The 26,352-nt window shown below is 58.5% G+C and carries 18 protein-coding genes; 8 read left to right on the top strand and 10 right to left on the bottom strand.

Going from position 1 to position 26,352, the window contains the following annotated elements; genetic code table 11:
• Positions 1 to 54: 54 nt before the first annotated feature.
• The 7 genes from ACID345_RS14495 to ACID345_RS14465 form a co-directional block, all read right to left on the bottom strand.
• Positions 55 to 2,931 carry a bifunctional transaldolase/phosoglucose isomerase gene (locus ACID345_RS14495; RefSeq protein ID WP_011523612.1) on the bottom strand — a complete coding sequence of 959 codons (2,877 nt, stop codon included), beginning with the start codon at positions 2,929 to 2,931 and terminating at the stop codon, positions 55 to 57.
• A 3-nt stretch (positions 2,932 to 2,934) separates the two neighbouring features.
• Positions 2,935 to 3,384: a ribose 5-phosphate isomerase B gene (gene rpiB, locus ACID345_RS14490; RefSeq protein WP_011523611.1), complete on the bottom strand. Its 450-nt coding sequence runs from the start codon at positions 3,382 to 3,384 to the stop codon at positions 2,935 to 2,937.
• Between the two features lie 4 nt (positions 3,385 to 3,388).
• The gene (gene tkt / locus ACID345_RS14485; protein ID WP_011523610.1) at positions 3,389 to 5,482 is read right to left on the bottom strand and encodes a transketolase; all 2,094 of its coding nucleotides are present in this window, start codon (positions 5,480 to 5,482) and stop codon (positions 3,389 to 3,391) included.
• Positions 5,472 to 7,916, bottom strand: coding sequence for a glycoside hydrolase family 15 protein (locus tag ACID345_RS14480; RefSeq protein WP_011523609.1), 2,445 nt, complete (start codon positions 7,914 to 7,916; stop codon positions 5,472 to 5,474). The genes tkt and ACID345_RS14480 overlap by 11 nt, the downstream gene beginning before the upstream one ends.
• A gap of 48 nt (positions 7,917 to 7,964) precedes the next feature.
• The gene (wrbA, locus tag ACID345_RS14475; RefSeq protein WP_011523608.1) at positions 7,965 to 8,579 is read right to left on the bottom strand and encodes an NAD(P)H:quinone oxidoreductase; all 615 of its coding nucleotides are present in this window, start codon (positions 8,577 to 8,579) and stop codon (positions 7,965 to 7,967) included.
• A gap of 146 nt (positions 8,580 to 8,725) precedes the next feature.
• Positions 8,726 to 12,679, bottom strand: a complete 3,954-nt coding sequence (locus ACID345_RS14470; RefSeq protein ID WP_011523607.1) for a translocation/assembly module TamB domain-containing protein — start codon at positions 12,677 to 12,679, stop codon at positions 8,726 to 8,728.
• A 36-nt stretch (positions 12,680 to 12,715) separates the two neighbouring features.
• Positions 12,716 to 15,733 (bottom strand): outer membrane protein assembly factor, encoded by a 3,018-nt coding sequence (locus ACID345_RS14465; RefSeq protein ID WP_011523606.1) that lies wholly within the window; start codon positions 15,731 to 15,733, stop codon positions 12,716 to 12,718.
• 175 nt (positions 15,734 to 15,908) lie between these two features.
• Here ACID345_RS14465 and serB point away from each other — a divergent pair, with 175 nt between their 5' ends.
• From serB to ACID345_RS14440, 5 genes are all read left to right on the top strand, one after another.
• Positions 15,909 to 17,105 carry a phosphoserine phosphatase SerB gene (gene serB / locus ACID345_RS14460; RefSeq protein WP_011523605.1) on the top strand — a complete coding sequence of 399 codons (1,197 nt, stop codon included), beginning with the start codon at positions 15,909 to 15,911 and terminating at the stop codon, positions 17,103 to 17,105.
• 88 nt (positions 17,106 to 17,193) lie between these two features.
• Positions 17,194 to 18,114, top strand: coding sequence for a hypothetical protein (locus ACID345_RS14455; RefSeq protein WP_011523604.1), 921 nt, complete (start codon positions 17,194 to 17,196; stop codon positions 18,112 to 18,114).
• Between the two features lie 32 nt (positions 18,115 to 18,146).
• Positions 18,147 to 18,707, top strand: coding sequence for a hypothetical protein (locus tag ACID345_RS14450; protein WP_011523603.1), 561 nt, complete (start codon positions 18,147 to 18,149; stop codon positions 18,705 to 18,707).
• 2 nt (positions 18,708 to 18,709) lie between these two features.
• Positions 18,710 to 19,222, top strand: coding sequence for a hypothetical protein (locus ACID345_RS14445; protein WP_011523602.1), 513 nt, complete (start codon positions 18,710 to 18,712; stop codon positions 19,220 to 19,222).
• A gap of 101 nt (positions 19,223 to 19,323) precedes the next feature.
• Positions 19,324 to 19,584 carry a 4Fe-4S dicluster domain-containing protein gene (locus ACID345_RS14440; RefSeq protein WP_011523601.1) on the top strand — a complete coding sequence of 87 codons (261 nt, stop codon included), beginning with the start codon at positions 19,324 to 19,326 and terminating at the stop codon, positions 19,582 to 19,584.
• 126 nt (positions 19,585 to 19,710) lie between these two features.
• Here the strand turns inward: ACID345_RS14440 and ACID345_RS14435 are convergent, their stop codons facing one another.
• Both ACID345_RS14435 and ACID345_RS14430 read right to left on the bottom strand, forming a co-directional pair.
• On the bottom strand, positions 19,711 to 21,339 hold the full coding sequence (locus ACID345_RS14435; protein ID WP_011523600.1) for an ABC transporter permease: 1,629 nt from the start codon (positions 21,337 to 21,339) through the stop codon (positions 19,711 to 19,713).
• Complete coding sequence (locus tag ACID345_RS14430) at positions 21,336 to 22,229, bottom strand: ABC transporter ATP-binding protein (protein ID WP_011523599.1); 894 nt, start codon at positions 22,227 to 22,229, stop codon at positions 21,336 to 21,338. The genes ACID345_RS14435 and ACID345_RS14430 overlap by 4 nt, the downstream gene beginning before the upstream one ends.
• Positions 22,230 to 22,528: 299 nt before the next feature.
• On the opposite strand from ACID345_RS14430, the gene gltA reads away from it, so the two are divergent.
• The 3 genes from gltA (at position 22,529) to ACID345_RS14415 (ending at position 25,175) form a co-directional block, all read left to right on the top strand.
• Positions 22,529 to 23,962 carry an NADPH-dependent glutamate synthase gene (gltA, locus tag ACID345_RS14425; RefSeq protein ID WP_011523598.1) on the top strand — a complete coding sequence of 478 codons (1,434 nt, stop codon included), beginning with the start codon at positions 22,529 to 22,531 and terminating at the stop codon, positions 23,960 to 23,962.
• Positions 23,959 to 24,804, top strand: coding sequence for a sulfide/dihydroorotate dehydrogenase-like FAD/NAD-binding protein (locus ACID345_RS14420; RefSeq protein WP_011523597.1), 846 nt, complete (start codon positions 23,959 to 23,961; stop codon positions 24,802 to 24,804). Before gltA ends, ACID345_RS14420 begins: the two co-directional genes overlap by 4 nt.
• Before the next feature lie 116 nt (positions 24,805 to 24,920).
• Positions 24,921 to 25,175 carry a hypothetical protein gene (locus ACID345_RS14415; RefSeq protein ID WP_011523596.1) on the top strand — a complete coding sequence of 85 codons (255 nt, stop codon included), beginning with the start codon at positions 24,921 to 24,923 and terminating at the stop codon, positions 25,173 to 25,175.
• On the opposite strand, the gene ACID345_RS14410 is transcribed toward ACID345_RS14415, so the two are convergent.
• A complete protein-coding gene (locus tag ACID345_RS14410) occupies positions 25,159 to 26,319 on the bottom strand; it encodes a pyridoxal phosphate-dependent aminotransferase (RefSeq protein WP_011523595.1) in 1,161 nt (386 codons plus the stop codon). The two genes, ACID345_RS14415 and ACID345_RS14410, sit on opposite strands and share 17 nt — an antisense overlap.
• Between the last annotated feature and the right edge of the window lie 33 nt (positions 26,320 to 26,352).

The following is a 26,352-nucleotide window of genomic DNA, read 5'->3' as shown; positions in this document are numbered from 1 at the left end:
AGTTGATACCAGAGATGATGAAAAGGGCCGCTTTGATTCAGCGGCCCGTTGGATTTACTTGCGCGCAGCTCCCGCTGTCGCGCCTTCAAACTGCTGCACCGCCGCGAGTATCTTCTTCAACCCGCCGACGATGTTGTTGCCCAAGTTCACGCGAATCGCGCGTCGTCCGCGGCTCGACAGCGACTCGAAATCGCCCAGTGCCTGCGCGTCTTTCAACACGCCGAAGGTGAATTTCTCGCCCGGCAGAGGAACATCTTGCGCGTCGTTGGAGATCAGTTGCAGGAAGACGCCGCTGTCCGGACCGCCTTTGTGCAGTTGCCCAGTCGAATGCAGGAAGCGAGGACCATACCCAGTTGTCGTCGCCACGCAAGCCTTATCGCGGACAGCGGTACGAATCTGCTGCACCAGCGACTCGATCTCCGGCGTCTCCTCGATGTACTGCGTGATCGCGAAGTAGTCGCCCTTCTGCACGCGGCCCAGATGCGCGGTGATCGCCGAATCCGGCGTTGAAACGCCGTTCAGAGCCTTGCGATTGTTCTCGTCGGTCAGCACGGTCAGGCCGTCGCCTTCGGCTACCTCGGGCAACTGCGTAATTTTGCCGGTGTCGGTGTATTCCTTCAGGATGCGCTTGGTGTTGTCCTTCGACTCCTGCACGTTCGGCTGGTCGAACGGATTGATCCCGATCAACTCGCCGGCGATGGGTGTCGCGAATTCCCAGAGGAAGAACTCTTCGCCAAGATCAATCGGGCTGTTCAGCACGTGGTGCAACACCGGATGCCCGGCCTGCTCCAGCGCCTGGAGTTGCGCTTCGTAGTTGGCGCCATTCGTTCCCGAGACGCCGATGTACACGAAAACGCGATCATCACCGTAGACCTTTGGATCGCCAAGCGATTCGCCTGAGATCGGCACTATGCCCTTACCGTGCTTGCCGGTGCTCTCGGCAATCAACTGCTCGATCCACAGCCCGAGCGAGCTGATGGGCGGCGGCGTAACGAAAGTGACTTTGTCGCGGCCCTTGCGCGCGAGGGCGCCGAGAATCGCGCCGATCTTCGCGCCGGCGTTGTTCGCCGGTTCAACACCCGCAGCGCAGGCATCCATTGCGGCTTTGGCGCGGCGCAGCAGCGAGTCCACATCGCCACCCATCACCGTGAAGGGCACCATGCCGAAGTACGAAAGGGCGGAGTAGCGCCCGCCGATGTCGGCCATATTGGTGAAGACCTTGCGGAAACCATCGCGCTTAGCTTCACTCTCGAGTTGCGTATTCGGATCGGTGATGGCGACGAAATTCTGTCCCGCTTTGTCGCCGAGCACCTGCTTCGTTTTCTCGAAGTAATAGCGATAGAACATCTGCGGCTCTGTCGTAGAGCCCGACTTCGAGGCCACGATGAACAGGGTCTTTGCCGGATCGATCTGCTTGTCGATTGCGAGCACGGCAGCGGGAACGGTGGAGTCGAGCACAAGGAGTTCGGGATAATCGAGCTGTTTGCCGAAGGTCTGCCGCAAAACTTCCGGGCAGAGACTGGAGCCACCCATGCCGAGTACAACGGCATGTTTGAAGCCCGCCGCCTGCACTTCAGCGGCGAAGGCTTTCAACTCTTTTACTTTCCCCTGCATCAGGTCGGTGACGGTCAGCCAGCCCAGCGCGTTGTTGATGATCTTCTGATCACCAGCATCGGCGCTCCACACCGCGGCTTCCTTGTTCCAGAAGCGCTGGATGACGTTCTTCGATCCGAGTTCCTGCAATGCCGCCTGCACATCGCCTTCGTACTTGCCGAGTGCGGAAACGTGGCGTTCCTTGATTCCCGGCAGGCTCATCTCACGGCGCTGTTCTATGGCACGCATCAGGTCCACGAATGATGCGGAGAACGAGCGCACGCCGTCTGTCGTCAGCTTATCTGTGACCTTGTTGAAGTCGATGCCGAGCGCCTTCAGCTTGGCGAAGACATCTGGTGCCTTGTCCATGTCCTTTTCGAGGTGTGCGCCCGCGACGCCGTGATCGCGCCACGCATCCACCGTCGCCGGAGGCAGCGTGTTCACGGTGTGCGGCCCGATCAACTCGGTCACGTACAGAACATCGGGATAGCTCGGGTCCTTGGTGCTGGTCGACGCCCACAGAGGACGCTGTACGCGCGCGCCTTTGCGCTTGAGCGCCTCGAAACGCGGGCTCTCAAAGATGCGCTTGAACGAGGCATACGCCAGCTTCGCGTTGGCAATCGCAGCTTTGCCGCGGAGCGCATGGATTTCCTGCTTCTTCGCAGGATCGGTGGCTTCTTTCTCCAGCGCCTCGAGTTGCTTGTCCACCGCGCTATCGATGCGGCTGACGAAGAAGCTCGCCACCGAACCGATGCGATCGATCGGTTGGCCCGCCTGAGCGCGGCGTTCCAGTCCGCGGATGTAGGCTTCGGCCACTTCTTCGTAACGGTGCACAGAGAAGATCAGGGTCACGTTGATGTTCAAGCCCGACGCGATGAGTTCTTCGATCGCCGGCAGGCCTTCTTCCGTCGCCGGAACCTTGATCATCACGTTCGGCCGATTCAACCGGCTGAAGAGCGTCTTCGCCTCGCGAATGGTGCCATCGGTGTTCTTCGCCAGCAGCGGAGAAACTTCCAGGCTCACGAAGCCGTCTTCGCCGTTGGTACTGTCGTAGAGCGGGCGAAAGAGGTCGGCGGCGTGGGCGATATCGTCGATCACGACTTCTTCATAGATCTCGTTGCCAGTTTTGCCGTCGCGGGCGGCGCGATCGATCTGCTCCTGGTAATCGCTGGAGCCGGTGATCGCTTTCTCGAAAATTGTTGGGTTCGACGTCATGCCGCGCAGGCCGTCTTCTTTAATCAGCTTTGCCAGTTTGCCCGTCTTGAAGAGGGCGCGTTCGATTTGGTCCAGCCAAACGCTCTGTCCGAAAGAGTGCAGTTCGATCAACGGATTGCTCATGATTTACCTCGATCCTTCCATGACTGCGATCTTGTGGAGGCGCCGCAAGTGGCGCTCTTCGTTGGTGAACTTTGCCGACACGAAAGCGCGGACGAGATCGAGCGCTGTTTCCGTCCCAATCACGCGTCCGCCCAGGCAAAGTACGTTCATGTTGTCGTGTTCCACGCCCTGATGGGCGGAGTAGTGGTCGTGGCAGAGTCCGGCCCGGATCCCCTTAATTTTGTTCGCAGCCACCGAAGCGCCCACACCACTGCCACAAATCAGGATGCCTCTTTCGCAGCCTTGATTCAACACTGCTGCTGTAATGTCGGCAGCGCGGTCGGGGTAGTCGTCGCCGGAGTTCGGGTCGTGGGTGCCAAGATCGAGCACCTCGTGCCCGAGTTTCCGCAACTCGGCAATGACGACCTCGTTCATCGGGACGCCGGCATGATCGGCTGAGACTGCGACTTTCATCGGCCTACTTCTTTCCGCCCTGGCGGACGCGATCAAGCGTCACTTTCGATTTCGCCACCACGTTTTCAACCGTAAAGCCGAAATGCTTGAACAAATCCTTGATGGGAGCCGAGGCGCCGAAGTCGGAGCGCGCGATGATCTCGCCATCGATGCCAACGTGCTCGCGCCAGCCGAGATCGGTACCGGCTTCCACGGCAACGCGCGCCCGAACCGCCGGCGGCAGTACCGAGTCGCGATACTCCTGCGATTGCTGCTGGAAGAGCTTCCACGACGGCAAACTCACCACTCGAGCGCGAACGCCTTCCTTCTTTAGTTCCTCATACGCGCTCACGCAGAGCTGAACTTCGGAACCCGTGCCAATCAGGATCAGCTCGGGATTCTCACTGTCGGCCAGCACGTAGCCACCCTTGGCGACGCCGTCGGCGCTGGCATATTTGGTGCGGTCGAAGGTCGGCATGCCCTGGCGGCTGAGCGCCATTGCCACCGGTGTGTTGTGCAACTGGAGAATCGTCTTCCAGGCGACAGCAACCTCATTCGCATCGCCGGGACGGAAATCAATGAGTCGGGGCACCGAACGCAGGCCGAGCATCTGCTCGATCGGTTGATGCGTCGGGCCGTCCTCACCCAGACCGATGGAGTCGTGGGTGTAAAGGAAGATCACCGGCAGTTCCATGAGCGCCGAGAGACGAACCGGTGGCTTCATGTAGTCGGTGAAGATCAGGAAGGTGGCGCCGTACGGCCGCAGCCCTGAGAGTGCCATTCCATTCAGGATGGAACCCATGGCGTGCTCGCGGATACCGAAGTGGAAGTTGCGGCCATCATACGAGCCTTTTTCAAATCCCTTAGCGCCATTGATTAAAGTTTTGGTTGAAGGTGCCAGGTCGGCTGCACCGCCTATTAACCACGGAAGATTTTTCGCGATGGCATTCAGCACTTTGCCGTTCGATTCGCGGGTCGCCATGCCTTTGGCGTCGGCGGGGAACACCGGGATGTCCTTGTCCCAACCGTCGGGCAGTTTGCCGGCGTGGAGCGTGTCCCATTCCTTCGCGAGGTCGGCGTTAGCCGAACGATAGCTGTTCAGCTTGTCGTTCCAATCGCCTTCCAGCTTTTTGCCGCGGTCGGCATATGGCTTCAGGTGGTCATAGACCTCTTGCGGCACGAGGAACTTCGCGTCCTCTGGCCAGCCGTAGGCTTTCTTCGCCAGTTTGATCTCGTCTTCGCCGAGCGGTTCGCCGTGAGCGGCGGCGGTATCCTGCTTATTCGGAGCGCCCCAGGCAATGTGGCTGTCGAGAATGATCAGCGTCGGGCGTTCGGTTTCCTTCTGAGCGGTGCGAATCGCTCGATCGATGGATTCCACGTCGTTTGCGTCACTTACACGGAGAACATTCCAGTGATAGCTGAGGAATCGAGTGCCCACATCGTCGCTGAATGCGAGTGAGGTATTGCCCTCAATCGTGATCTGGTTGTTGTCATAAATCCAGAGCAAGTTTGAGAGCCCGAGGTGGCCAGCAATCGAAGCGGCTTCCTGCGAAACGCCTTCCATCAGATCGCCATCGCCACAGATGGCGTAAATACGATAGTCCACAATCTTCTGGTCGCCCTTGTTGAAGTGCGAATCCAGCCAGCGTTCAGAGATCGCCATTCCGACGGAGTTCGCGACGCCCTGGCCGAGAGGACCAGTCGTGGTCTCGACGCCTTCTGTAAGGCGGTACTCGGGGTGGCCGGGAGTCTTCGAATCCCACTGGCGGAAGTTCTTCAATTCATCGAGCGAGAGGCCGTATCCGAAGAGATGCAGCAGGGAATACAGCAGCATGGAGGCGTGGCCGTTGGACAGAACGAAGCGATCACGGTTGGCCCAATGCGGGTTCTTCGGATTGAAGCGCAGGAAGCGCGACCACAGCGTATAGGCCACCGGAGCGAGCGCCATCGGCGTTCCGGGGTGCCCGCTGTTCGCCTTCTGCACCGCGTCCATCGAGAGGGTGCGGATCGTGTTGATCGCGAGCAGGTCTTCCTGCTTTTCGCTAACGCCGCCCTCGGGACCGCGCTTTGGTTCGGCTGCTATTTTCTGTTCCTCTTTTACGGCTGGTTCACTGGACACCGTGTGCTGCCTTTCTGCCCGCTTCCACGGGGCGGGCCTCCACTGCTAGTTCGTAATCTTTGCCTTCCCATCGGCTCTCGGCGGTCCAGTAGAAGGTGAAGCGGAGCGGATCGTGCGGATCGCCCGCGATCACGACATCTACGTAGTGGACTCCCAGGTCAGTCTTGGTGGACGGACTGTCGTTTACAGTCGCCCAATTCTCAGCACTCCAATGTAATTGAAAAGGAGCACTTGCTAGAAGTCGGACTTTGGTATTGGCTGGAACCGACCGAATTTGGCGGTTGAGTTTCCAGATTTCTAAGGGTTCTGGGTTATACGATGCCGATTGATAGCGGTCGGATACTGGTTCTATAAGGTCGAAGACGCGTCCGTCCTCAATGGAGCGTGAAAGCTTCAGGTACTCGGCGTGCGCCCACATGAGCGGAATGGCCGCTCCGGTTGGTCCACCGAACTCGATGTGTTTCTTCGGCAGGCTGGGAGAATCCCAAACCTGTTCGGGGAGAAGCCCGACGCCGTGACTGAAGTTGGCCATGGTGTCGTGGTAGAGCTCGGCATCGCGTCCCGCGGCGAGCTCGTAATGTCCACGTTCACCGGTCAGCAAGGGCCACACACGCCCGACACCCCAGTAGTTGTACGATCCGCCATCGTCGCGCTGGCCGAAGCCGTCATGGTTGTAGCGGTGCCAGGCCGGGCCTTGTGGCGTGTCAACCTTCAGGACTGCGTCGATCACCCGCAGAGAGTCTTCCATCAGCCTCGAACCCGCTGCGCGAATGCCGTAGCGCACCAGCTCCAGGAAACCGGCATCCACCACATCTTTCGACGGATAGTCGTACTGGGTGCCCGGTTCCTGGTTGGCCATTCGCAGCGTGCCGGTATTCGGGTTCTCGTCAATGAAGCCATTGGCCAAGTTTGCCGGATTGATCCGTATGTAATGCGTCGGGATTCCGGGCAACAGCGATCCTTCGGTGGTCACCGTCCAGCGTTCGACGTGCTGCTCGAGGAAGTCGGCATACTGCAAAACGAATGTGGCCAGTTCGGGTTCACCGCGCGCGCTCATGAAATCTGCCGCGCAAACCAGAGCGGCGATGCTGATCGCTAAGGTCGAAGGAGAATACCCGCCCGCCTCTTCCCAGCGCTCCTGCGGAGAATAGGGTCCCTCGCGAATAACATAGCCCGCTGCCCGCTTTACGAGTGGATACGGATCGAACTGGTTCAGCGCGTTCGCCTTCCACAAGCGCCAGGCGAGCACGATGGGAAAAGAGACCTCGTCGAGTTGCACACCATGCCAGTACGGATCGCCGTTGATCCAGAAATTCTGGTAGAAACCGCCGTCATCGCGTTGGGAAACCGCCAGGTAAATTAACGCCCGGAGCGGTGTTCCGAGGTCCCCTACGGCGAGCAGTGCCGACGCGGAGTTGACCATGTCGCGCGTCCACACCAGGTGATACCCGCCGAGTTCGTCGTCGCCTTTGTCTTCGCCCCACGGAATTGCGGGAGACGCGATCATCGCGCCGGGATAGGTCTTATCTTCGCTCGCCAGCAGCAGGTTCACGCTATGTTCGAAGAGGTGCGCGTTATGCGGCTTCAATCCGTTCTTGATCAGGTCGAAGCGCTTAGCAGTACGAGCCCACTGGGTAATGAAATTCGTCAGAACCCGGTCAAACGGCGCACAGATAGAGTTGATGAGAGACGTCACCGCTGAATGCAGTGTGCGTCCGAAGGCGATGCCCATTGTGAACTCGGTGCCGTGGCTCAAATCGAACTGACCGGTCATTGCCACATTGCCGTCGGGAGCCGACTCAAACTCCCAGTCCATCGCATAGTCGTCTTTGATGTCGGTCCAGCCATCGCTCGCGCCCACATAGCCAACCGAGCACTTGAGAAAAGGAATCGTCGCACCGATTGCCATCCAGAATCCGTCTTTGTGCGCAACCAGAAAGCGGCGTCCTTTAAATTCGTGGACTTCAGCATTGTTATGCCACCCGCCAATTCCCATATGCGGTGCGGCCAGCACAAAAAGTCGGAGTTTGTCCTTGAATTGCGGGCTGGGCAGGAGTTCGGTTCGCACCAGCAGGCAGTTTTGGTGCGGATCACCGAGGACGGTCTTCTTTAGCGTGTACCGGCCACTCCGATCGCGGCTGACTACGTCGTATCCCAAGGCTGCTTCGGCCACATGGTCGATGTCAGCACACATGTGGCGGCGCTCTTCGTCGCAAAAGGTTTCCCCGTCGCTTACGAGGAATTGCACATCGCGTACTTGAGGGGTATCAATCGTAGGGTAGTAAATCTCGGTAATGCATCCGCCGGCGAGTGTGTACCAGACTTTGCTCGACGTGGAATAGGCTGTGCCGACAGCGTCCTTCGCGCCACGCGTCCAGCGGGGTTCCATGCCCGGAGCACCGAATGCCACTTTCTCCTCAATGTGATCGTCCACATCCACTCCGAGCGAGGTTGATCTTGAGATTCATTTGCGAGCAGAACGTTACGACTGCTTTGCTGATTTCAGGGCCGCCGCAACTTCCACCGTCCGACGTCCCTGGAAGCGCGCCACAGCGAGGTCATCTTCGGTCGGAGGTGCGTCCTTGTTGTACGACACGCTGGTCGCACCGTATGGGCTACCTGCCTTGAACAGGGAAGGATCGGCATATCCGGTCGGTACAATGATGAACCCCAAGTGAGCCAGAGGATGATACAACGAAAGCAGAGTGGATTCGTTGCCGCCGTGAATCGTTCCGGATGACCCGAAAACCCCGCCCGCCTTGCCATTTAGGGCACCTTTCACCCAGATTCCACCGAGTGAATCGATAAACGCTTTTAACTCTGCTGAAACATTTCCGAAGCGGGTTGGCGTGCCAAAGAGGATGCCATCTGCCCATACCGCATCCTCGACGGTCGGCGGTCCGTAGGTTGCGATCATGCGCTCAGAATGTTCCTTCCAGCCCGATACTTTCGCTTTGATCTCTTCGGAAACGATGTCGTGAACTCTACGCAGTCTAACTTCAGCGCCAGCGGCTCTTGCGCCTTCGGCAGCACCGAGCGCGAGTGTTTCGGTAACGCCTCCACGGGAATAAAACGCGATCAAAAGATTGACGGACATAGGGATTTCTCCAGGCTGAGCGATCCAGGACCGAGGATGTCCTGTCCTATATGTTTCGATGAGTGGCGGCTCGCTTCGTCGCAAAAAGTGGCCAGCCAAACAGGAAGAGGCAGCCGCAGCTACCCCTTTGTTTCTACTGCACGAGGCTAAAAATCCTTTTTCGCCTTCGCTTCGAAGCCTACGCCGCCGTTCTGGTCACGGGTGCCGCTTACCGACCACTTCGGTGACAGCCGGTACTCCACCTGGATTTGCGAGCTCTGCGTCCCGGTGAGATCGGTCGCGAACGTAACGTACATATTGCTGGTTACACGCTGCTGCACCGCAATGCGCGGACTGTTCGTCGAACCAGATCCACCACCCAGCCCTGGGTCAATTGTTAGCTGTGAGATGCCCGCGATCTTTGCCACTCGATTCGTAACCTGGCCTGAGAGCGCCGAGGCAATCGCCGATTGCGCGCTTACGCTCGCGGAATTCGAGTTTTGTCCCGCGGCTTCCGTGGTTTGGCCGCGCGCGATGAGATTGATAATGTCCACGGGCGGTAGAGCAGGATCGGAGTTATAGGTCGTCTGCAACTGGCTTACGGGGCCATGGAAACGCAAATCAATGTTGTACTGGCTGATCGTGGTGCTCGCGGCCAGATTCACCACCGGCTCGGTCTGTACCGGATTCACGAACTCGATCGTACTGTTCTGAAGCAGGTAGCGGTTCCCGTTGAAGATCAAGTCGCCGCCGGTGATGGCCGCGCGGCCGAGGATCACGGGATTGTCCGCCGTCCCGACCACGCGCAAATTCGCATTGCCTTGGATCGTCATACCGCGGCTTACAAGGTTGAGCTGCGACGTTGATTGCACCGTAATCGCGAGATGCAGGTTCTGCGCGAAGCCGCCTGACGGGGCCGAAGCCGTTCCTCCGGCGAACGAACTGGCGAACGAGATCAAGTCGAAGTCGGGTGTGAACGATAGTCGCGTGAGCGAAACCTGCCCGCGCAGGTAGGCGTCGTCGAGATTACCGGTGAGAGCCAGTTGGCTGTTGGCGCCGACACGGATGCTGTCTTGGTACAGTAAATGCGCGTCGCTCGTGGCGAGAGCCAAATTGAATTGCAACGACGGCTTATAGATCACCGCTCCCGACGCAGTGATATCTCCTCCGCCTAGCGTTCCCTTGAAACTGGTGACCTGGAGGCGATCGCGGGTGAGCGTCAGCACACCGTTGCCGCCGTCGAGACCAACTGGCGAATCTGCCGGAAAGAAGTCCGCATCCACAATCTCGATTTTGCCGTGGACATCTGGGTCTGCGAGACTTCCCGCGCTGTTGATGTCGAACTTGATTTGTCCACTGCTCTTCACGTCGGGCATAAACATCTGCGCGAGTTGCAGGTTCACGCTGCCAGTCGCGTTTAATGTTGCGGCTTCGTTCGAATTGAGCGGAATGCGTCCGCCAAAACGCAAATCGGTATCTGTTCCTTTAATCTGCGAGTTCTCAACCGTCAGGACATGGTTGGTGTAGTCGAACTTGATCGGCTGCGCTGCGCCTATTTGCAGGTCCTTGTATGTCAATTTAAGAACCGGAATCGTCGCGTGCGCTTCGAGGTCCTTCGTCCGTTTCAGCGGCCCGCGTACCGTGGCGTGAAACTCCGTCTCGCCGTTCATGTCCGCGGCCTGTTCGGGCAGGTATACGGCGAAGATCGGCTTCAGAGGAATGTTTGCAGTATCGAGGCTTGCATCCGCCACATAGTCGCCGGTCAGGTTCACATGGCCCTGCGCCTTCACGGACGTGTTCTGCAATTCGCTGTTCAGGTTGAATGTGCCAACGTGGTTCGCGACGTTTGCGTTCAGCGTGATGCCCTTGACTTGCTGGTTCTGCACCTGTAACTGCGGGATGGTGATCGAAGCCTGCAGTTGCGGGTCCTGAACCGTGCCTTTGCCATGAACGTCGATATTCAGTGCTCCAGCGATGTTCAGGTTCTTCGCCTTGAGCGTCTGTATCTGTCCAAGTTGCAAATTTGCGGTGCGCAGCGTAGCTTCGTAGCCCTGCTGCTTCGGGTAATACACCAGTGTTCCTGTCGTCGTGCCCGCCGGAATCCGAACTTCAAGGTTCGCGTGAACCACCTCGCCGGTACCGTTGAACTTAACATTCACCGACTGCACGGGTTCCTGCTGGATTTTCGCGTTCACCAGCGACAGCGTTCCATTGCCAATCGGATTCAACTGCGATCCGTGCACATTTACGTTCAGGCTGAGTGTGCCTGTCGCTGGGACATTCTGGTTTGCCGCCTTCTCGACATCCTGCAACGAAAGCTGGTTCGCGTTCAAAACAACGTTGATCGGGTTCGACGGTTCATAGGCCCATTTCTTCAACCCAACGCTTACATCGAACGTGATCCGCCCCTTCGACGCCGGCACCAGCGAACCATTGCGCAGGGCCGCGCCGCTCGGACTGAGCGCCACGTTTGTTCGCAGTTGCTTCCACGACGTTCCTTTGACGGCGAGGTTGTCACCTGCGACCTGCCCACTCAGTTGCGGATCGGCGGTGGTCCCGTGCAATTCGCCGTTGAAGCTCAGCGTGCCATGCAGCCCCAGCGGTGGCGGCGCGGACTCGCCCGGCTTGGGCGTACTGAACAACGGGGCCAACGTATCGACTTCAGCCAGGTCATTCGAGTGAAGCTGGATGTTCAAATTCGAGTGCTTTGACATCGTGCCATCGAGGTTCAGCGTCGTCTGCGGCGTCTTGACGAAGCTTTCCTTCAGGGCGATGGTCTGCGAGTCACCCGCGTATTTCGCGTGGATCACCGCATTCACCGGCATCTGCGCACCACCATTGTTTTGATTCGTGATGTTGGCCGCCAGATCTGCATCACTGTTTGCCTGCAAATGCCTCATGCTGCCTGACCAGGTCGCATCCGCCGAAGCATTCAATTTCCCATCAACGTTTACATTCTTGATCGCAGCCGCGTTCGCTAGTGTCTTCAGATCTGCGGCGGAGATATTCTTCGCCACGGCGTGGAGTTTTCCATTGCCGGCTCCGGCAAGGTCGGTCACCTTGGCGATTGCGTTGATCTCGCCGCCGAAAATGCTAGCGCGGAAGGACGACAACTCCGCGTTGCCGTCCGCGATTTTGTAGTGGCCATCGATGGCGCGAATATCGGCGCGCAGCCCTGGCTGGTTCACCAGTAGGGAACGGCTCGCGATCGTGCCATCTACATTCACGGTTTGCAGTGCCGGTTTATTCGGGTCCTGGTGGTAAATCGCATTCCCCGCGAGACGGACTGTACCTACGGGAATCGAAGCATTTTTCAGGATCTTGCGGAACTGGGTTGCATCGAGCGACGCATCATAGGCTGCCGTTACTACCGGCTGCGTATAGTTCTGCATCGTCGCGTGCAGCAGGACCTTCGACTCGCCGATCGCGAAGTTCACCGGATCAAGCTTTATTCCATTCCGATCGGCATCGAAACTCGCGGAGAGATCGTGCTGCACCGGCGAGTAATCGCCAAAGTGCAGATTGCCTTGCTTGTAGCCGAGACTGCCGTAATACCGTCCACCATTTGCGGCGTCATACGACGACTGGAACGTCACGTCCAGGAGATTCGCGTCGAGTTCGCTGCGGCGATCGTTGTAATAAATCTCGCCGTTTGTCAGTGCCGCGCGCCGAATCGCAAGGTCGAAAATATTCGTATTGCTGTTGCCGTTCGAGGTCTTCGGCTTTGGAAGATTGTTGTTGCCGTTCTTGTCCACGTACAGATGGATCACCGGGTGGTCCACCTGGATGTCGCTCAGGTTCCACTGCCGCTTCAGCATGGAGATGATCTTCACGCTCGCGCCGGCGTGGTCCACATGTAACAGCGGCGCGTTCGGATCGCTCTCGCTGCTATGCAGGTTGAGATCGTAGAGATCGAGCGTGAGCGTCGAGAGGTTCAGCTTGAAGTCGCGCAGCGTAACCTGCGCGTTCAGCGAGTCGCTCGCTTCTGTCTGAACCCTGACGATTACATACCGGTGGAATTTTTCCGAATGCAGCAGAACGGCCGTGCCGACAATCGCCAGCAACACCAGTGAGAGCACCGCCACGGCGCCCCAGCCCACGACTTTTTTCCAACGAGCCACAAGTACCTCACGAGCTCCGCGGCAGGCCAGAGCCGCTCAGAATGCCTGTCCCAAGGTGATGAATACCTGGGTCGATTTGATTCCAGTTATGTGGTTCAAGTTGTGGCCAACATCCAGTCGTACCGGTCCAATCGGCGTGTTGTAGCGCACTCCCAATCCAATCGAACTGGTGAAACACGAGGGTTCCACCAGCGTAACGGTTTGTCCATTGCTGCCGGTGCTAGTCGTAGCGGCCGCATTGCAGTTGGTAGAAAAACTACTGAACCCTACGTGCTTATAGACGTTTCCGCCGTCATAAAAGGGCACGATTCCCAGCCCCTTGTAGAGCTGGTTGAGCGGAATCCGCAGTTCCGAATTCACGATGATCAGCTGCTTACCGCCCGTCGGCACCGTAATCGGGCCGCAGGTGGACGTGTCGTTCGGGTCGCCGCATACCGTCGTGTACTGCTGCGGACCAGCACCGTTCAGCGGGAAGCCGCGCAGTGTGCTGCCGCCGCCGCTGAAGAATAGTTCGCTCGTCGGAACATGACTGCCGCCAAACGGCGTCTCTATCCCCAAGCGGAAGCTGTTGGCCCAGATAATTCCGTGCGGAATCTGTTTGTAAAATGCGAATTGACCAAGGAAGCGCGCGAACGTTTCGCTCGATCCCAGCGCCTGCGGTGTAATTCCGAGGTCTACCGTGCCATATGTGCCCTTGTGCGCGTCCAGTATGTTGTCGCGCGTGTCGCGCACAAATGAAGTGGATAGTGTCGAGAGCCGCACCCGGCGGTCTTCCTCCGGAACCAGGATTTCGAAGCCCGGGAAGATGTTGCTCAAGTCGGTGTACTGAAACTTGTATCGAAAGAAGAGTTGCTTCGTTTGCTTGGCGTCGAGGTAGCGTTGGACCTGGAACCCCGCTGCACCATTGAGGGCGCTGAAGACTGGGTTTGTCGCATCGTGTTCGCCCGAGACTTGGAACGCTCCGCTCCAACTCGACGCGAGGAGGTAGGGAATCGTGTAGTTGCCGAACACTCGCTGGTCCAGGCGTCCGGCAAACGCCCCCAACGTGTAACTCTCAGCGAGGCCGCGCACGTTGCGACGCGTATAGGAAAACGTTCCCCGCGGACCCCAGAACGTAGATTCGCTGGTCCGGAACCCCTGCGGCAGGCCAACCGGCGGAATGCCCGGAACGCTCACCGTTCCTCCCGGCACGCTGCCGCCGCGGTTGATCACCTCAAATCCGAAGCCGTACGTAATCGTGTTCCGCTTGGTCTCGTGGACTTTGATCAGTACCTCTTCCTGGTTCTGGCTCGTGATTCCGCGTTTCGGGTCCACCTGCGCCCAGTCGAAGATTCCCATCGCATACAAGCGGCTCTCGGAAGAAAGCAGGTCTGCTTCGCTGAGCGGCACGCCGACCTTCACGACAGAAGCACGGTCCACGATCTCCTGCTTTGTCTGCTGTTTTCCTACCGTAATGATCCGTGCCGTCGTGACCTTCGGACCCTCATGAATTTTGTAGGTCACGATCAAATGATGCGGATCGGACTTGCTCACCGGTACGGCTTTCGAAGTCACACCCGCCGTGAGATAGCCGTTCGTCAGGTAATGCGCGGCGATATTGTTGCGGTCCTGCTGCTCAAAGAGCGGCGAGTATGGACGGTTCACGCCAAGCTGTAGTCCCTTGGGGGAAAGCTGCTCCATCGGCACCGTATCGTTACCAACAATGTGCAGCTCGGCAACGTAATCCCGTGGTCCCTCTTCCACCACGTACGTCACCACGATGTTGCCGCGATCGCGCGTCACCCGTGGCGTGACCTTCGCCTTGCTGTAACCGGCGTTCAGATACACAGCGCGCAGGCTGGCGGAGGACTTCCGCACCAGATCCTCGCTGAATTTTCCATGGCTGTAGAAGTGCGCCTTCTCCACTTGGGAGTTGTTCAGCAGGTCTTTTGAGGAGATCGAATTGTTTCCCTCAACATCGAGGCGTTCCACTTTATGCTTTTCATTCTTGGTGATGGTGTAACTGATCGTCGTGAGTTCCGCGTTCTGCTTCACATCCGTTTTTACGACCGCGTCGTAAAAGCCCTTTGATTGGAAATACGAGTGCAGATTCCGTTCACCCTCTTCGATCAGGTCCTCATCAATAGAACCCTCAATATAGATCGGGATGAGCTTCTTCCTCGTCCACGGCCACAAATGCGCTCCGACAATGTCCACCTCAACTTTTGGCCCGACCTTCACGTGGAAGACGACATTCGCGACGTTGGTTGCCGGATCATATTCTGCCGTAACAAACTTCACATCCGCCCCAAGATGTTGTTGTTTCGCCAGCGCTCCTTGCAAATAGTTCGTTGCAAGCTGGATCTTTCGGCTTGAATACGGCTTGCCCGGTCTGATCTGTGCCCCGCGCGTGCGCGCCATGAATCCGCGAACTTTGCCTTGGAGAAAGGCAGTGTCTTGTAGCGTGGCTCCCTCGATTTTAACTTCTCCAAATTTGGCGTGACGTTTCAGCGTCGTAGTGAAATCAACGTTGACGATTCCATGCTCTTTATTCAAGCGGATTTCGGGCTGTACCGTGGCCTCAAAGAACCCAACCTGGTGGAAGAATTTCTCCAGCGATTTCTGCGCTGTCTCAATATCTAATTTTGAATACGGTTCCTGTGACTGGTAGTTCGCCACCTGGATAAGCCGGGAATAAGGAAAGTTCTTTAGCGCACCGGGGAAGTCATAGAGAGCGATGTAATACGCCGGCTGCGCAATGAACATCACGTGCACACCTGAGGTCTCCGGCCTCAGGTCGAGAATCACGTCCTTAAAGTCGCCGGTCTTTTTCAAAGCCTCGACTGTTGCAGCGACCTTTTCCATCGAGAACGGCTGTCCCTGATGCTGTTTCAGCACGGACTCATATTTGCTGGTATCAATGTCAGGCTGGCCTGCGATCTCTACCACGGAAACATTCTGGCCCTCATACGACTGCATGATCTGGGTGCCGGGGTCAGCCGATCCCTGTGCCCACATTCTCGTCGCACACAAGCAAGCAAGGAACAGCACTGCACCAGCGACACGTCCGCGCATCAATCCCCAGAGTCTTCTCCGCATACCCATCAACAATGTCGGCTTCCCAGGGAGCGCGTCGGCAGCCGCTCCGGATTCGTAAACTACTCACAAGTTGGATGAGCCCTGCCGCGTTACGTTGTATCCGCCGCAACCGGAGTTCCGGGATTCGGCTGCTCCGGTGTAAGCTCAATCCATGGGCCAAATCCTCCTGTTGAGTGTCTCCGGTCACGACCGACCGGGGCTGACGCAGTCGCTTACCTCGATCCTCGCCGCCCACGGTGCGCGCATTCTCGATATCGGCCAGGCCGTGGTGCACGACACGCTTGCGCTCGGCCTGCTCATCGACGCGCCGGACAAGTCGTTAGCACTCGAGGAAGACATCTTGCGCAAGGCTACCCAATTCGAGGTAGCTGCTCATTTCACCGACGTTACAGAACAGGAATGGCAGAGCTGGCTTGGCCGTGCCAGTAAGCAACGGTTTGTGGTCACCGTCATCGCGTCGGCTCTCACTGCGCAGCACCTGGCGGATGTTTCTGCCGCGATTGCAAATGGGGCGCTCAATATCGACCGCATAGAACGACTCTCGTCGCGTGAATCGCTCGCCGAAAGCGGCCGCGCCTGTGTGCAGTTCCACATCAGCGGACAGAAGTCCGAACCTGACAAGTTGCGAGCTAGTTTTCTGAAACTCGCTCAGGAAACCGGCGTGGACATCGCGATCCAACAGGAGTCGCAGTACGGACGCAGTCGTCGCCTCATCGCCTTCGACATGGACTCGACCTTGATCCAGGCCGAAATCATCGATGAGCTTGCGAAGATGCAGGGAGTCGGTGAGGAAGTCTCACGCGTGACCGAAGCCGCCATGCGCGGCGAACTCGACTTCAAGCAGAGCTTCACCCGCCGCGTCGGCCTGCTTAAAGGCCTCCCCGAATCCCGCGTCCTCGAACTCCTCGACCGCGTCGCCATCACCGACGGCGCCGAACGCCTCATCTCCACGCTGAAATCGCAGGGCTACAAGACAGCGATCCTCTCCGGCGGCTTTACCTTTTTCGGGCTCCATCTCCAGTCGAAGCTCGGCATGGATTACCTGCACGCCAATGAACTCGAAATCCGCCACGGGATCGTTACCGGCAACATCGTTCCGCCCATCATGGATGGCCAGCGCAAAGCGGAAAAGCTGCAGGAGATCGCAACCGAGATGGGCATCACTCTTGACCAGGCCATTGCCGTTGGCGACGGCGCCAACGATCTGCCAATGCTCAACCTCGCGGGCATGGGAATTGCTTTTCGCGCCAAGCCGGTAGTGCGCCAAAGTGCCCAGCATGCGATCTCCACCCTCGGCCTCGACGCCATCCTCTATCTGCTGGGCATGAGGGACCGGGCAATGCCCTAATTTTCCAGAGACTCCGAAACCGAATGCGGTGTATCCTTCTGCAACTTTGCGTAGTTCGCTCAACTGCATTCCTTGAGGAGATCAAACCATGTTGCGTGCGGGACGCGCATTTGCGCTTGCTGCTCTGTGCACCTCTCTGACCGCCGTCGGAATTGCTGCCGACACAACCACTTCTGCGGCACCCAATCCGAATCCCAACGTCACGCTCATTGTCGGCGCCGCGGCCAAGCACAACGCGCACGGCACCCTTTCCGCGAACGTCGACGGCATGAGCTTCGCCACCAAGACGAAGACCTACAAGGTCGCGAAGGCTTCGCTCCAGAAGGTCACGGTGGGCTCGGACACGAAGGAAACCGGCGGACTCCCGATGACCGCCGCCAAAGCTGCCGTCCCGTATGGAGGCGGCCGTGTCATTAGTCTCTTCGCCCACGAAAAGTTCGATACGCTCACCGTCGAGTACCGCGATGAAAACGGTGGCTACCGCGGAGTTGTGTTCGCGATGCCAAAAGGCCAGGCCGACGCCATGGCCGCGGCTGCCGGCGACGTCAGTACTTCTTCTCCCGCTCAGCCGATGGCCGCTGCCGATCGCGCCACCGATCCCGGTTGGGCAATCCAAGTTGAACCTCTGGATCCAGGTGATACAGCCGTCTCGCCAGCGTTTCTCGTCGCCACCTACGAGTTCCTGATTGAGAAGCTCCAGGATTCGCATAAGTTTGCGATGGTCCTGCGCAGCGGTGACGCCAATGCAACTAAGTACCCGAAGCTCCTCGTCCTCAAGACCAACGTGATTAGCTTCGTTCACGGGAACGAAGAACAACGCGCGGTCACCACGGTCAAAGGCTGGACGAAACTTCGCGTCAAAATGGATATCCAAACCTCCGACCGCCGCTCGGTGCTCCAGAAAGAAGTGGAGAGCAACGTTCGGTTCTATGGCGGAAACATGCGTGCCACCCAGACCCTCGCTTCCTCCATGGGAACTCTCGCGTCTAACGCGAAGGCCCCAGAGTAGGGAAGGGGAGTACCATTTCTGCGGGAGGCCGCATGCGTGCCCTCGTTTTCGTAGCTCTTGTCGCATCTATTGCGGCCGCACAATCCGACTCACCCAATGGGAGCGCCAACGCTCCCATTCGCGTTTGCATTGCGGCCCCTGTCAACCTCTCGCACCTCGTAATCAGTCCCGGGGCGGAGCGCGACCGTCTCGTTCATTTCATCAACACCAGCGCCCAGAAAAAGAACGCGAAAGTCCGCGTGGATGCCACTCCGGTAGACGGCAGCGACGTGCGTGATGCAAGCGCTAGCGCCGAAGATCAGCAGTGCCGCTTCCTCGTTCTTTCTGAGTTTGAATTGAACAAGAGCTACGTTGGCGGAACCAGCACGGGCGTCGGTCTCGATCCAATAATCAAAAACGGCACTGCCAATACGCAGCGTGCGTCATTGAGTTATCGCATTATCCGGGTCCGAGACCGTTCGGAACTCGACAAAGGCCTGATCGCTCTTCCCGCCGACAGCGATGAAGACTCCGCCGCCACGGATGGCATCCGTCAACTCTCGGTGCGTGTTGTAAGTGCCGTAACCAAACAACGGCCTCCCTCGGTGGACTAGCTATGAAATCGCTAATCGCATTTGCCTGCTTCATTGCCGCCGCTGCGGCACAGACAGCCGCTCCCGTGAAGGTCTGCATTCAGACCCCGAGCAACGTCTCACACCTCGCCGTCGCGCCGGAGGCCCTACGCTCCCGCTTGATCGACGAAATTGTGCATGACAAGAAGGCCAAAGGAACTTTGGACGTCGTGCCCATCCCAGGCGGGGATCCCGCAGATACAGCCCACGACGAGAACTGCCGCTTAATCGTGACCACGCGTTTCGAGCAAAGTTTCGGCTATGTCGCGCACAACGAAGATCCCGCCTCGCACACGCCCCCGATCACTGCAGGCGGAACACTTGCCACTCGTCGCGCCACCCTGGCCTACTCCATCGCTCGCGCCGACGGCACCGGACACGTGGATGAAGGCGGAATCCCGCTGCGCGCTGGCGGCGACGATTCCGGCGCTGCCGCTCGCGCCATTGACGATCTTGCACCCCGAGTTGTCCATACGGCAGTAAAGAGCAAACCGTAAGTTTTTTCCTGCCACTCACAGGTTTTGTGCAGTGGCCCACGCAGTTTGCTAGAATTCTCTTTCAACCGCTGACTGAGAATTCCCTGGAGAGAACCACCGTTATGGCATACGTAATCGCGGAACCTTGCATAGGAACGAAGGACACGGCATGCGTGGATGCCTGCCCAGTCGATTGCATCCATCCCAAGAAGGATGCGGAGGCCCACGCTAACGAGCCGATGCTCTACATCGACCCCGTCGAATGCATTGACTGCGGCGCCTGCGTCCCCGTCTGCCCCGTCTCCGCCATCTTCGCCCTCGATGACCTGCCGGAAAAGTGGAAGGAATACGCCGAAAAGAACGCCAAGTACTTCGGCCGCTAATTTCTCTGCGCAAGCTCAAACAAAAAGCACGCCCAAGTGGCGTGCTTTGTCATTTTTGAGATATGTCATCCTGAGCGGAGTCGCGAAGCGACGGAGTCGAAGGACCCCTATCACCACCCAAACGCCTCAGATCTGCGCCGTCACCGCATCCCGCTGCGGATGCTTCCGTATCACTCCCAGCACCCGCAACACCGCAGCCCTCTCCGTACTCCACCATCTCTGCGCAAACGCGCTGGCGAAGAGCAGGGCTGCAGTAAACGCATATCCCACGAAATGCCGCTGCCCCGTCACGCCCGTGAAGTCCATGTTTGGCGCGTTGTTCATCGCGAGATACCACCATCCACAATAGAGCCCTTGGAACAGCCGCGTGCCCCGCGACCAGGTGCCACAGGCCAGCGCCAGCGAAGCGATGAATGCCGCACCGGCCAGCCACGTCGCCAGGTGTTGCCAGTCGCGAGCAATCAAGTCCCGCACCGCCACGCCAAACGAAATCCCAAGTGCGATCACGAAGCCCGCCACCCACTCCACCGGCAACTGCCGCAAGCACGAGTGCGGCGCGCTGAAGATTAACGGCCGTGCATGCGGCGCCTGCTCCCGCGCTCCCATGTTCGACCACACAATCACCGGCACGATCCACAGGAACGCCAACACCCCAGGCCCGGTCGGCCCGTCTTTCTCGTGTGGCATCAGTGCCAGGAAGTTGGCAAAGCCCAAGAGGAAGTACACGAACTTCGGAATGCTTTTCAGCAGCAGCTTCAGTTCCGCTCGAACAATTCCGAAGAACCGCCCTTTGCCTACCATCCCGCCAATCGCGGACAGCCGCGCAATTTCCGTCTCCCACTTGCCGGAAGTCTCTTCCTTCTTCTTACGCTTCAGGAACGCCGGAACCGGGAAGCGCAACGCTGCTTTCGCATCCGGATTAAAGCGCTTGAAGAAGTAAGTTGCCGCGAACACCAGCACCGCTGCGACAGCAAACCACTCCAAGCGCAGTAGCACCTGCTGCCCCGTGAATTGGAAGCCGTGCCACGTGAAGATATTCCAGTGATCGTATTGAGCGTGACCGATGTTCAGCCCACGCTCTTTGAGAACGATTCCCTGCGCCAGGGCCGCGGCGCGCCCGCTCTCCATGAAACCGTAGAAACCGACGGCATCCGTCCACGCGCGACCGTATTCGGCCGATTCCCGGAGGCTTTCGACCCACAAGAAGATGTAGATCACATTGCCAATGCCTCTTTTCAGCCACGGATGACACTCGAAAAACACCGCTACCGCCGCCACCAACGCTGCTGACGGCACCGTCATGTACAGGAACGGATTGATGAACTCCCACGGGTTGAACGGATATCCCTCATGATGGACCCATTGCAGCACCGGCGCGGCCAGCAGGAATATTGAACCGATGGACAGCACGACTGCGAAATTGCTCAGCGCCTTTCCGAGCAGGTAGGCATAGTTCGACAGCGGAGAAGCTGCGACCAATCTTCCCGCGCCCGTTTCTTCATCGCGCTGGATCGCGCTTCGCACCACGAAGAAGCACACCAGCGTGAGGTAGTTCGCCGCCAGTGTTGCCATCGTTCCCGCGGACCACGCGCTGTTCCATACGCCGCGCGCGAACGGCAGCGTCACGGTCGCTTTGCCTGTAACTGCGAGATAGCAGAGAAAGCCGCCGACGATCATCGCCATCCACGCCGGCGCGCGCCGCATGCGCTCCTTAAAGTCGGCTTTCGCGACTGCCCAAACCTTGTGCGCCATCATGCCGCGACCTCGACAGGTGCGTTTACCCAATGCAGATACGCATCCTCCAGTACCGCCGGCTCCGACTCTGCGTTGTGCCACGGCTTCTCATCGCTCACAACGCGCACATGCACGCCGTCCTGACGCCGCACCATTCCACTGCACGCGTGGTGCGACTTGAATTGAGCCAACATATCCGGCGGTACCACGCACTCCCACACCCGTCCATCAAGCGAGTTCAGAAGTTGGTCCGGCGACTGGCAGGTGATCAGTTGGCCCGCGGCAACGAGCGCAATGCGGTCCGCCGTTAACTCCACGTCCGAAACAATGTGCGTCGAAAGGATCACGATGCGATCGTGAGACAGCTCCGATAACAAATTTCGGAACCGCACGCGCTCTTCAGGATCAAGACCCGCCGTGGGCTCATCCACGATCAACAATTTCGGATCGTTTAACAGAGCCTGCGCAATTCCCACCCTCTGCCGCATACCGCCAGAATATCCGCCCAGCTTGCGGGTCTTCGCCGACTGCAGATTCACCAGCGTCAGCAGTTCTTCAATCCGCGACTTCGCCGTCTTGCCATCGATCCCTTTGATCGCCGCGAGGTATTCGAGATACTCCAGCGCGCTCAGGTTCGGATACACGCCAAAATCCTGGGGCAAAAATCCCAGTACGTTGCGCAGCACATTCGGATGCGCCGCAGTATCGACACTGGTTTTGCCGTCGTCCCACAGCACGCGACCAGCGCTAGGAAGCGTGATCGTGGCAAGGATGCTCATCAGCGTGCTTTTGCCGGCGCCGTTCGGCCCGAGCAGCCCCAGTACGCCCGGTCCTAATTCCAGCGAAAAATCCCGCAGCGCCTGCACGCCATTGCCATATCGCTTGCTTACATTCTCAACCGTCAATTTCACGAATCACGCTCCCAAGCTGATGCAGAAGGTACGAATTCACCATGTGTTTAGTTCAACGATGAGCTTCGTCCGGTCTTCCTGAGCGGAGTTTCGCGAAGCCGGGCCCCCCGGCGAGTTCCGTAGTTGAGCTTGCTGGGGTGGGAAGCGAAACGAAGTCGAAGGACCCCTGTCGACGCAATACTGCCGAGGGAAATCCCAACACTTCGGTTGCCTAACCAACCTCACGTGACCCCCATCACAGACTCTCGCTTGTCCCGGAGTCACCATGTTCTAGCCCGTATTGCGGGCAAAGGACCGGTATGCCTCCTATCAAACGGAACCCGAAGGCCCCTCGCCAAATACCTCCCGAAGTCGCTCCGAACGTTCGCGTTCAGGGCGGCGCGGTCGAAGTTGCGGGTGGCTTTACGACCGAACAAGCTCAGGTGGAATCGTTACGCTGTCTCAATTGCAAAGACGCCAAATGCGTTGAGGCCTGTCCGCTTCATATCGACATCAAATCTTTCATCCAGCACATAGTTCTGGGCGACGTCGCCAGTGCGTTCGACAAGATCAGCGAACGCAGCCCCTTCCCAGGTATCTGCGGACGCGTCTGCCAGCACGAGCTTTTCTGCGAGAGCGCCTGCCTCCTCGGAAAGAAGCTCGATCCCGTCGCGATCGGCTCGCTCGAGCGCTTCTGTTCGGACCACCACCGGCAGTTCAACGGCAAAGCTCCGGTGGTGAAAGCAAATCCCACGGGACCTAAAATCGCCATGGTCGGCAGTGGCCCCGCTTCGCTGATGGCTTCCTTCGTCCTCGCACAGCGCGGCTACCGCGTCACCGTCTTCGAGGCATTGCATCGCCTGGGCGGTGTCCTTATATATGGTGTTCCGCCCTTCCGCCTTCCGCGCGAGATTCTCGACAGCGAAATTGCCCGCCTCGAAGCCATGGGCGTGAAGTTCGAAACCGACGTCATCGTCGGCAATAGCGTGACCCTGGAAGAGCTCTTCCACGAAGAAGGTTTCGAAGCGGTCTTCCTCGGAACCGGCGCGGGTCTGCCGTTCATGCTCAACATCCCCGGCGAGAATCTCATCGGCGTCTACACCGCGAATGAGTTCCTTACCCGCATCAACCTGATGAACGCCAACGAAACCGGTGCCGACACCCCGGTCAACATTGGCAAGCACACAGTCGTCATCGGCGGCGGCAACTCCGCCATGGATGCTGCCCGCTGGTCGAAGCGTCTTGGCGCCGACACCACCATCCTCTTCCGCCGTGGCCGCGCCGAACTCCGCGCCCGCGCCGAAGAGATCGAGCACGCCGAGCAGGAAGGCATCAAGTTCGAATTTCTTGGCGCGCCCGTCGCGCTCTTTGGCGATGAAAACGGCTGGCTCAACGAAATGGAATGTATCCGCATGAAGCTCGGTGAGCCCGACTCCAGCGGACGCCCCTCGCCCGTGCCCATCGAGGGCTCGAACTACCGCATCCCAGTCGACACCGTCATTGCCGCCGTCGGCCAGGCTCCCAACCCCACGCTCCAGCGCACCACACCGCAGCTCATCACTAATCGCGGCAAGATCGTGGTCGACGTCAATCGCCAGACCAACATGGACAAGGTCTTCGCTGGTGGCGACGTCGTACGCGGAGGTTCCACCGTCATCCTTGCCATGAGCGATGGCCTTGCCGCCGCTGATGCCATCGACAAGGCGCTCAAGCTGCAACAGAAAGAAGTGGAGATCGTAGGAGCGGAAGCATGAACAAGATCATTCGCAAACAACAGCTAACGCCCGAGACTGCCCTCTTCGAAGTTGAAGCCCCGCGCATCGCCAAACGCTGGAAGCCCGGTCAGTTCATCATCGTCCGCCCCAACGCCGGCAGCGAACGCATTCCCCTCACGCTCGTTGACGGAAACAAAGAGCGCGGCACCATCACCATCGTTGTGCAGCGCATTGGCAAAACCTCGGCTGTGACAGTCGCCACCCCCGCCGACGGTGCCTTCCACGATGTTGTCGGACCCCTCGGTGAACCTGCCCATATCACCAGTGTTGGCAAGGTCACGCTGCTCGCCGGAGGCGTCGGCGTCGCCGAAGTCCTTCCCGTCGCCAAGGCCTTCAAGGAAGCAGGGAATTACACCGTCGTCCTCGCCGGCGCGCGCACCGACAGTCTTCGCATCCTCCGCGAAGAACTCCTCGCCGTAGCGGACGAAGTTATCTGGGCCACCGACGACGGCAGCTTCGGCTTCGCCGGCAACGTGGTTCAGCTTCTCCAGGACGTCGTGAAAGCCAGCGGCGAGAAGCCCGACCTTTCGCACGTTATCGGCCCCATTCCCATGATGCGTGCCGCCGCCAAAGCCACCAAGGACCTCGGCATCAAAACCTACGCCAGCGTGAACCCGGTCATGATCGACGGCACCGGCATGTGTGGCGGATGCCGCGTCACCGTCCGCGGCAAAGTCCGCTTTGCCTGCGTCGAAGGCCCCGAGTTCGACGCCCACGAAGTTGACTTCGAAGAACTAACGCGCCGCACCAAGGCTTACAAGAAGCAGGAAGTCCAGGCCTACGAAGCCCACAAGTGCGCGTTGGGTCTGCAAGCGCATTAGAGTTTCTTTCGAATGATGTGATTTCGGCGGAGCAGAAATGCTCCGCCTTTTTTTTGTCGCTGACGCTGTGACCGGAGAACGCGCACACCGATGCGCGTCAGGAGGGGAGCAACCTTGTGTTCAAAAGCTATGCACCTCCAAAACCGAGGCGTTATCTTTTAATCATGAAAAAGCATTCGCGCATCTTGAAAAAACACACGCGCCCACCCGCCGAACGTGACCATGCGTATTGGATAAACTATTACTGTGGAATCCTGGCCGGCCCCGGCGTTCCCACCGACTTCGAACGCGAACCTGACCGCGAAATCGATCCTGATCCGCGCGCCCGCAAAACGTCTCCGAAGAAACGCCGCTTTAAACGTTCGCTCTGACACCTTCGAGGCGTCTGCAAGCCTCCTCCAACTCCTCCATCCTCTTGGCAAAACAAAACCGCAGCAGCGTCTCCCCACCCGATTTCATAAACGACTCGCCCGGCACGGTCGCCACTCCCGCCGTATGCAACAAATGCATCGCCCGTTCTTTGCTGTCCTTACCGGGAAGGGAACTCGCATCCGCCAGCACGTAATACGAACCCTGTGGCTCAAACGGCGTCAACCCAACTTCATGAAGCGTGTCGCAAAGCAACCGGCGCTTCTGCGCATACTCCGCATTCAACTCGTCGTAAAACTCATCGCCGAGTTCATCGATTCCCATCATCACGCCCCACTGCAGTGGCGACGGCCCGCAGATATACGCGAGATCGCTGAAATACTTAATCGCGTTCGTCCACTTTGCGTCTGCCACCACGTACCCCAGCCGCCATCCTGTCACACTAAACGTCTTCGAGAATCCCGAGATCGTAACCGTCCGCTCGCGCAGTCTATCGACCGTCGCCGGGCTGATATGCTCCCGCCCGTCATACCGGAAGTACTCGTAAATCTCATCCGTGATCACAAACAGATCGTGTTGAGAAGCGATCTCGGCAATCCATCCCAGTTCTTCGCGCGTGAACATCTTGCCGCTCGGGTTCCCCGGAGTATTCACCACGATCGCCTTCGTCCGCGCTGAGATCGCCCGCTCTAACTCTTCTTTCTTGAACTCCCACGACGGCGGCTGCAGATTCACAAATCGCGGCGTTACACCCAACGTCTCCAGCGTATGCACGTGGTATCCGTAATAAGGCTGAAAGAGAATCACCTCATCGCCAGCCTCCAGCAGCGCCAGGCACGTCGACAGATAGCCTCCCGTCGATCCCCCCGTGACCACCACTTCCGTCTCCGGATCACGCTCAATCCGGTTGTACCGCTTCATCTTCTTCGCGATCGCCTGACGCAGCCCCGCGATGCCATCCATTCGCGTGTACTGGTTGTTGCCGTTCTCAATCGCCTCGTGCGCGCCCTGACGCACCGGTGGCGGAACCTCCGTATCGCAAATGCCCTGCGCCAGGTTGATCCCCTTCACCCGCTCGCACTCCACGCTCATCACGCGGATCTCCGACTGCTTGATCCCCAACGCTCGTTCACTCAATTTCGGCACAGTGGCCCCCACAATTTCTGCAACATTGTCGCA

This window comes from Candidatus Koribacter versatilis Ellin345 (genome assembly GCF_000014005.1).
Taxonomy (GTDB): domain Bacteria; phylum Acidobacteriota; class Terriglobia; order Terriglobales; family Acidobacteriaceae; genus Korobacter; species Korobacter versatilis_A.
Note: the sequence above shows the minus strand (reverse complement) of the source record. Positions and strands in the feature narration are given on the sequence as shown.

Bases quoted from the DNA above. Each gene is read 5' to 3' on its own strand.
- ACID345_RS14495 (WP_011523612.1), bottom strand. From the start codon at position 2,931: ATGAGCAATCCGTTGATCGAACTGCACTCTTTCGGACAGAGCGTTTGG.
- rpiB (WP_011523611.1), bottom strand. From the start codon at position 3,384: ATGAAAGTCGCAGTCTCAGCCGATCATGCCGGCGTCCCGATGAACGAG.
- wrbA (WP_011523608.1), bottom strand. From the start codon at position 8,579: ATGTCCGTCAATCTTTTGATCGCGTTTTATTCCCGTGGAGGCGTTACC.
- ACID345_RS14465 (WP_011523606.1), bottom strand. From the start codon at position 15,733: ATGCGCGGACGTGTCGCTGGTGCAGTGCTGTTCCTTGCTTGCTTGTGT.
- serB (WP_011523605.1), top strand. From the start codon at position 15,909: ATGGGCCAAATCCTCCTGTTGAGTGTCTCCGGTCACGACCGACCGGGG.
- ACID345_RS14455 (WP_011523604.1), top strand. From the start codon at position 17,194: ATGTTGCGTGCGGGACGCGCATTTGCGCTTGCTGCTCTGTGCACCTCT.
- ACID345_RS14450 (WP_011523603.1), top strand. From the start codon at position 18,147: ATGCGTGCCCTCGTTTTCGTAGCTCTTGTCGCATCTATTGCGGCCGCA.
- ACID345_RS14445 (WP_011523602.1), top strand. From the start codon at position 18,710: ATGAAATCGCTAATCGCATTTGCCTGCTTCATTGCCGCCGCTGCGGCA.
- ACID345_RS14440 (WP_011523601.1), top strand. From the start codon at position 19,324: ATGGCATACGTAATCGCGGAACCTTGCATAGGAACGAAGGACACGGCA.
- ACID345_RS14435 (WP_011523600.1), bottom strand. From the start codon at position 21,339: ATGATGGCGCACAAGGTTTGGGCAGTCGCGAAAGCCGACTTTAAGGAG.
- gltA (WP_011523598.1), top strand. From the start codon at position 22,529: ATGCCTCCTATCAAACGGAACCCGAAGGCCCCTCGCCAAATACCTCCC.
- ACID345_RS14420 (WP_011523597.1), top strand. From the start codon at position 23,959: ATGAACAAGATCATTCGCAAACAACAGCTAACGCCCGAGACTGCCCTC.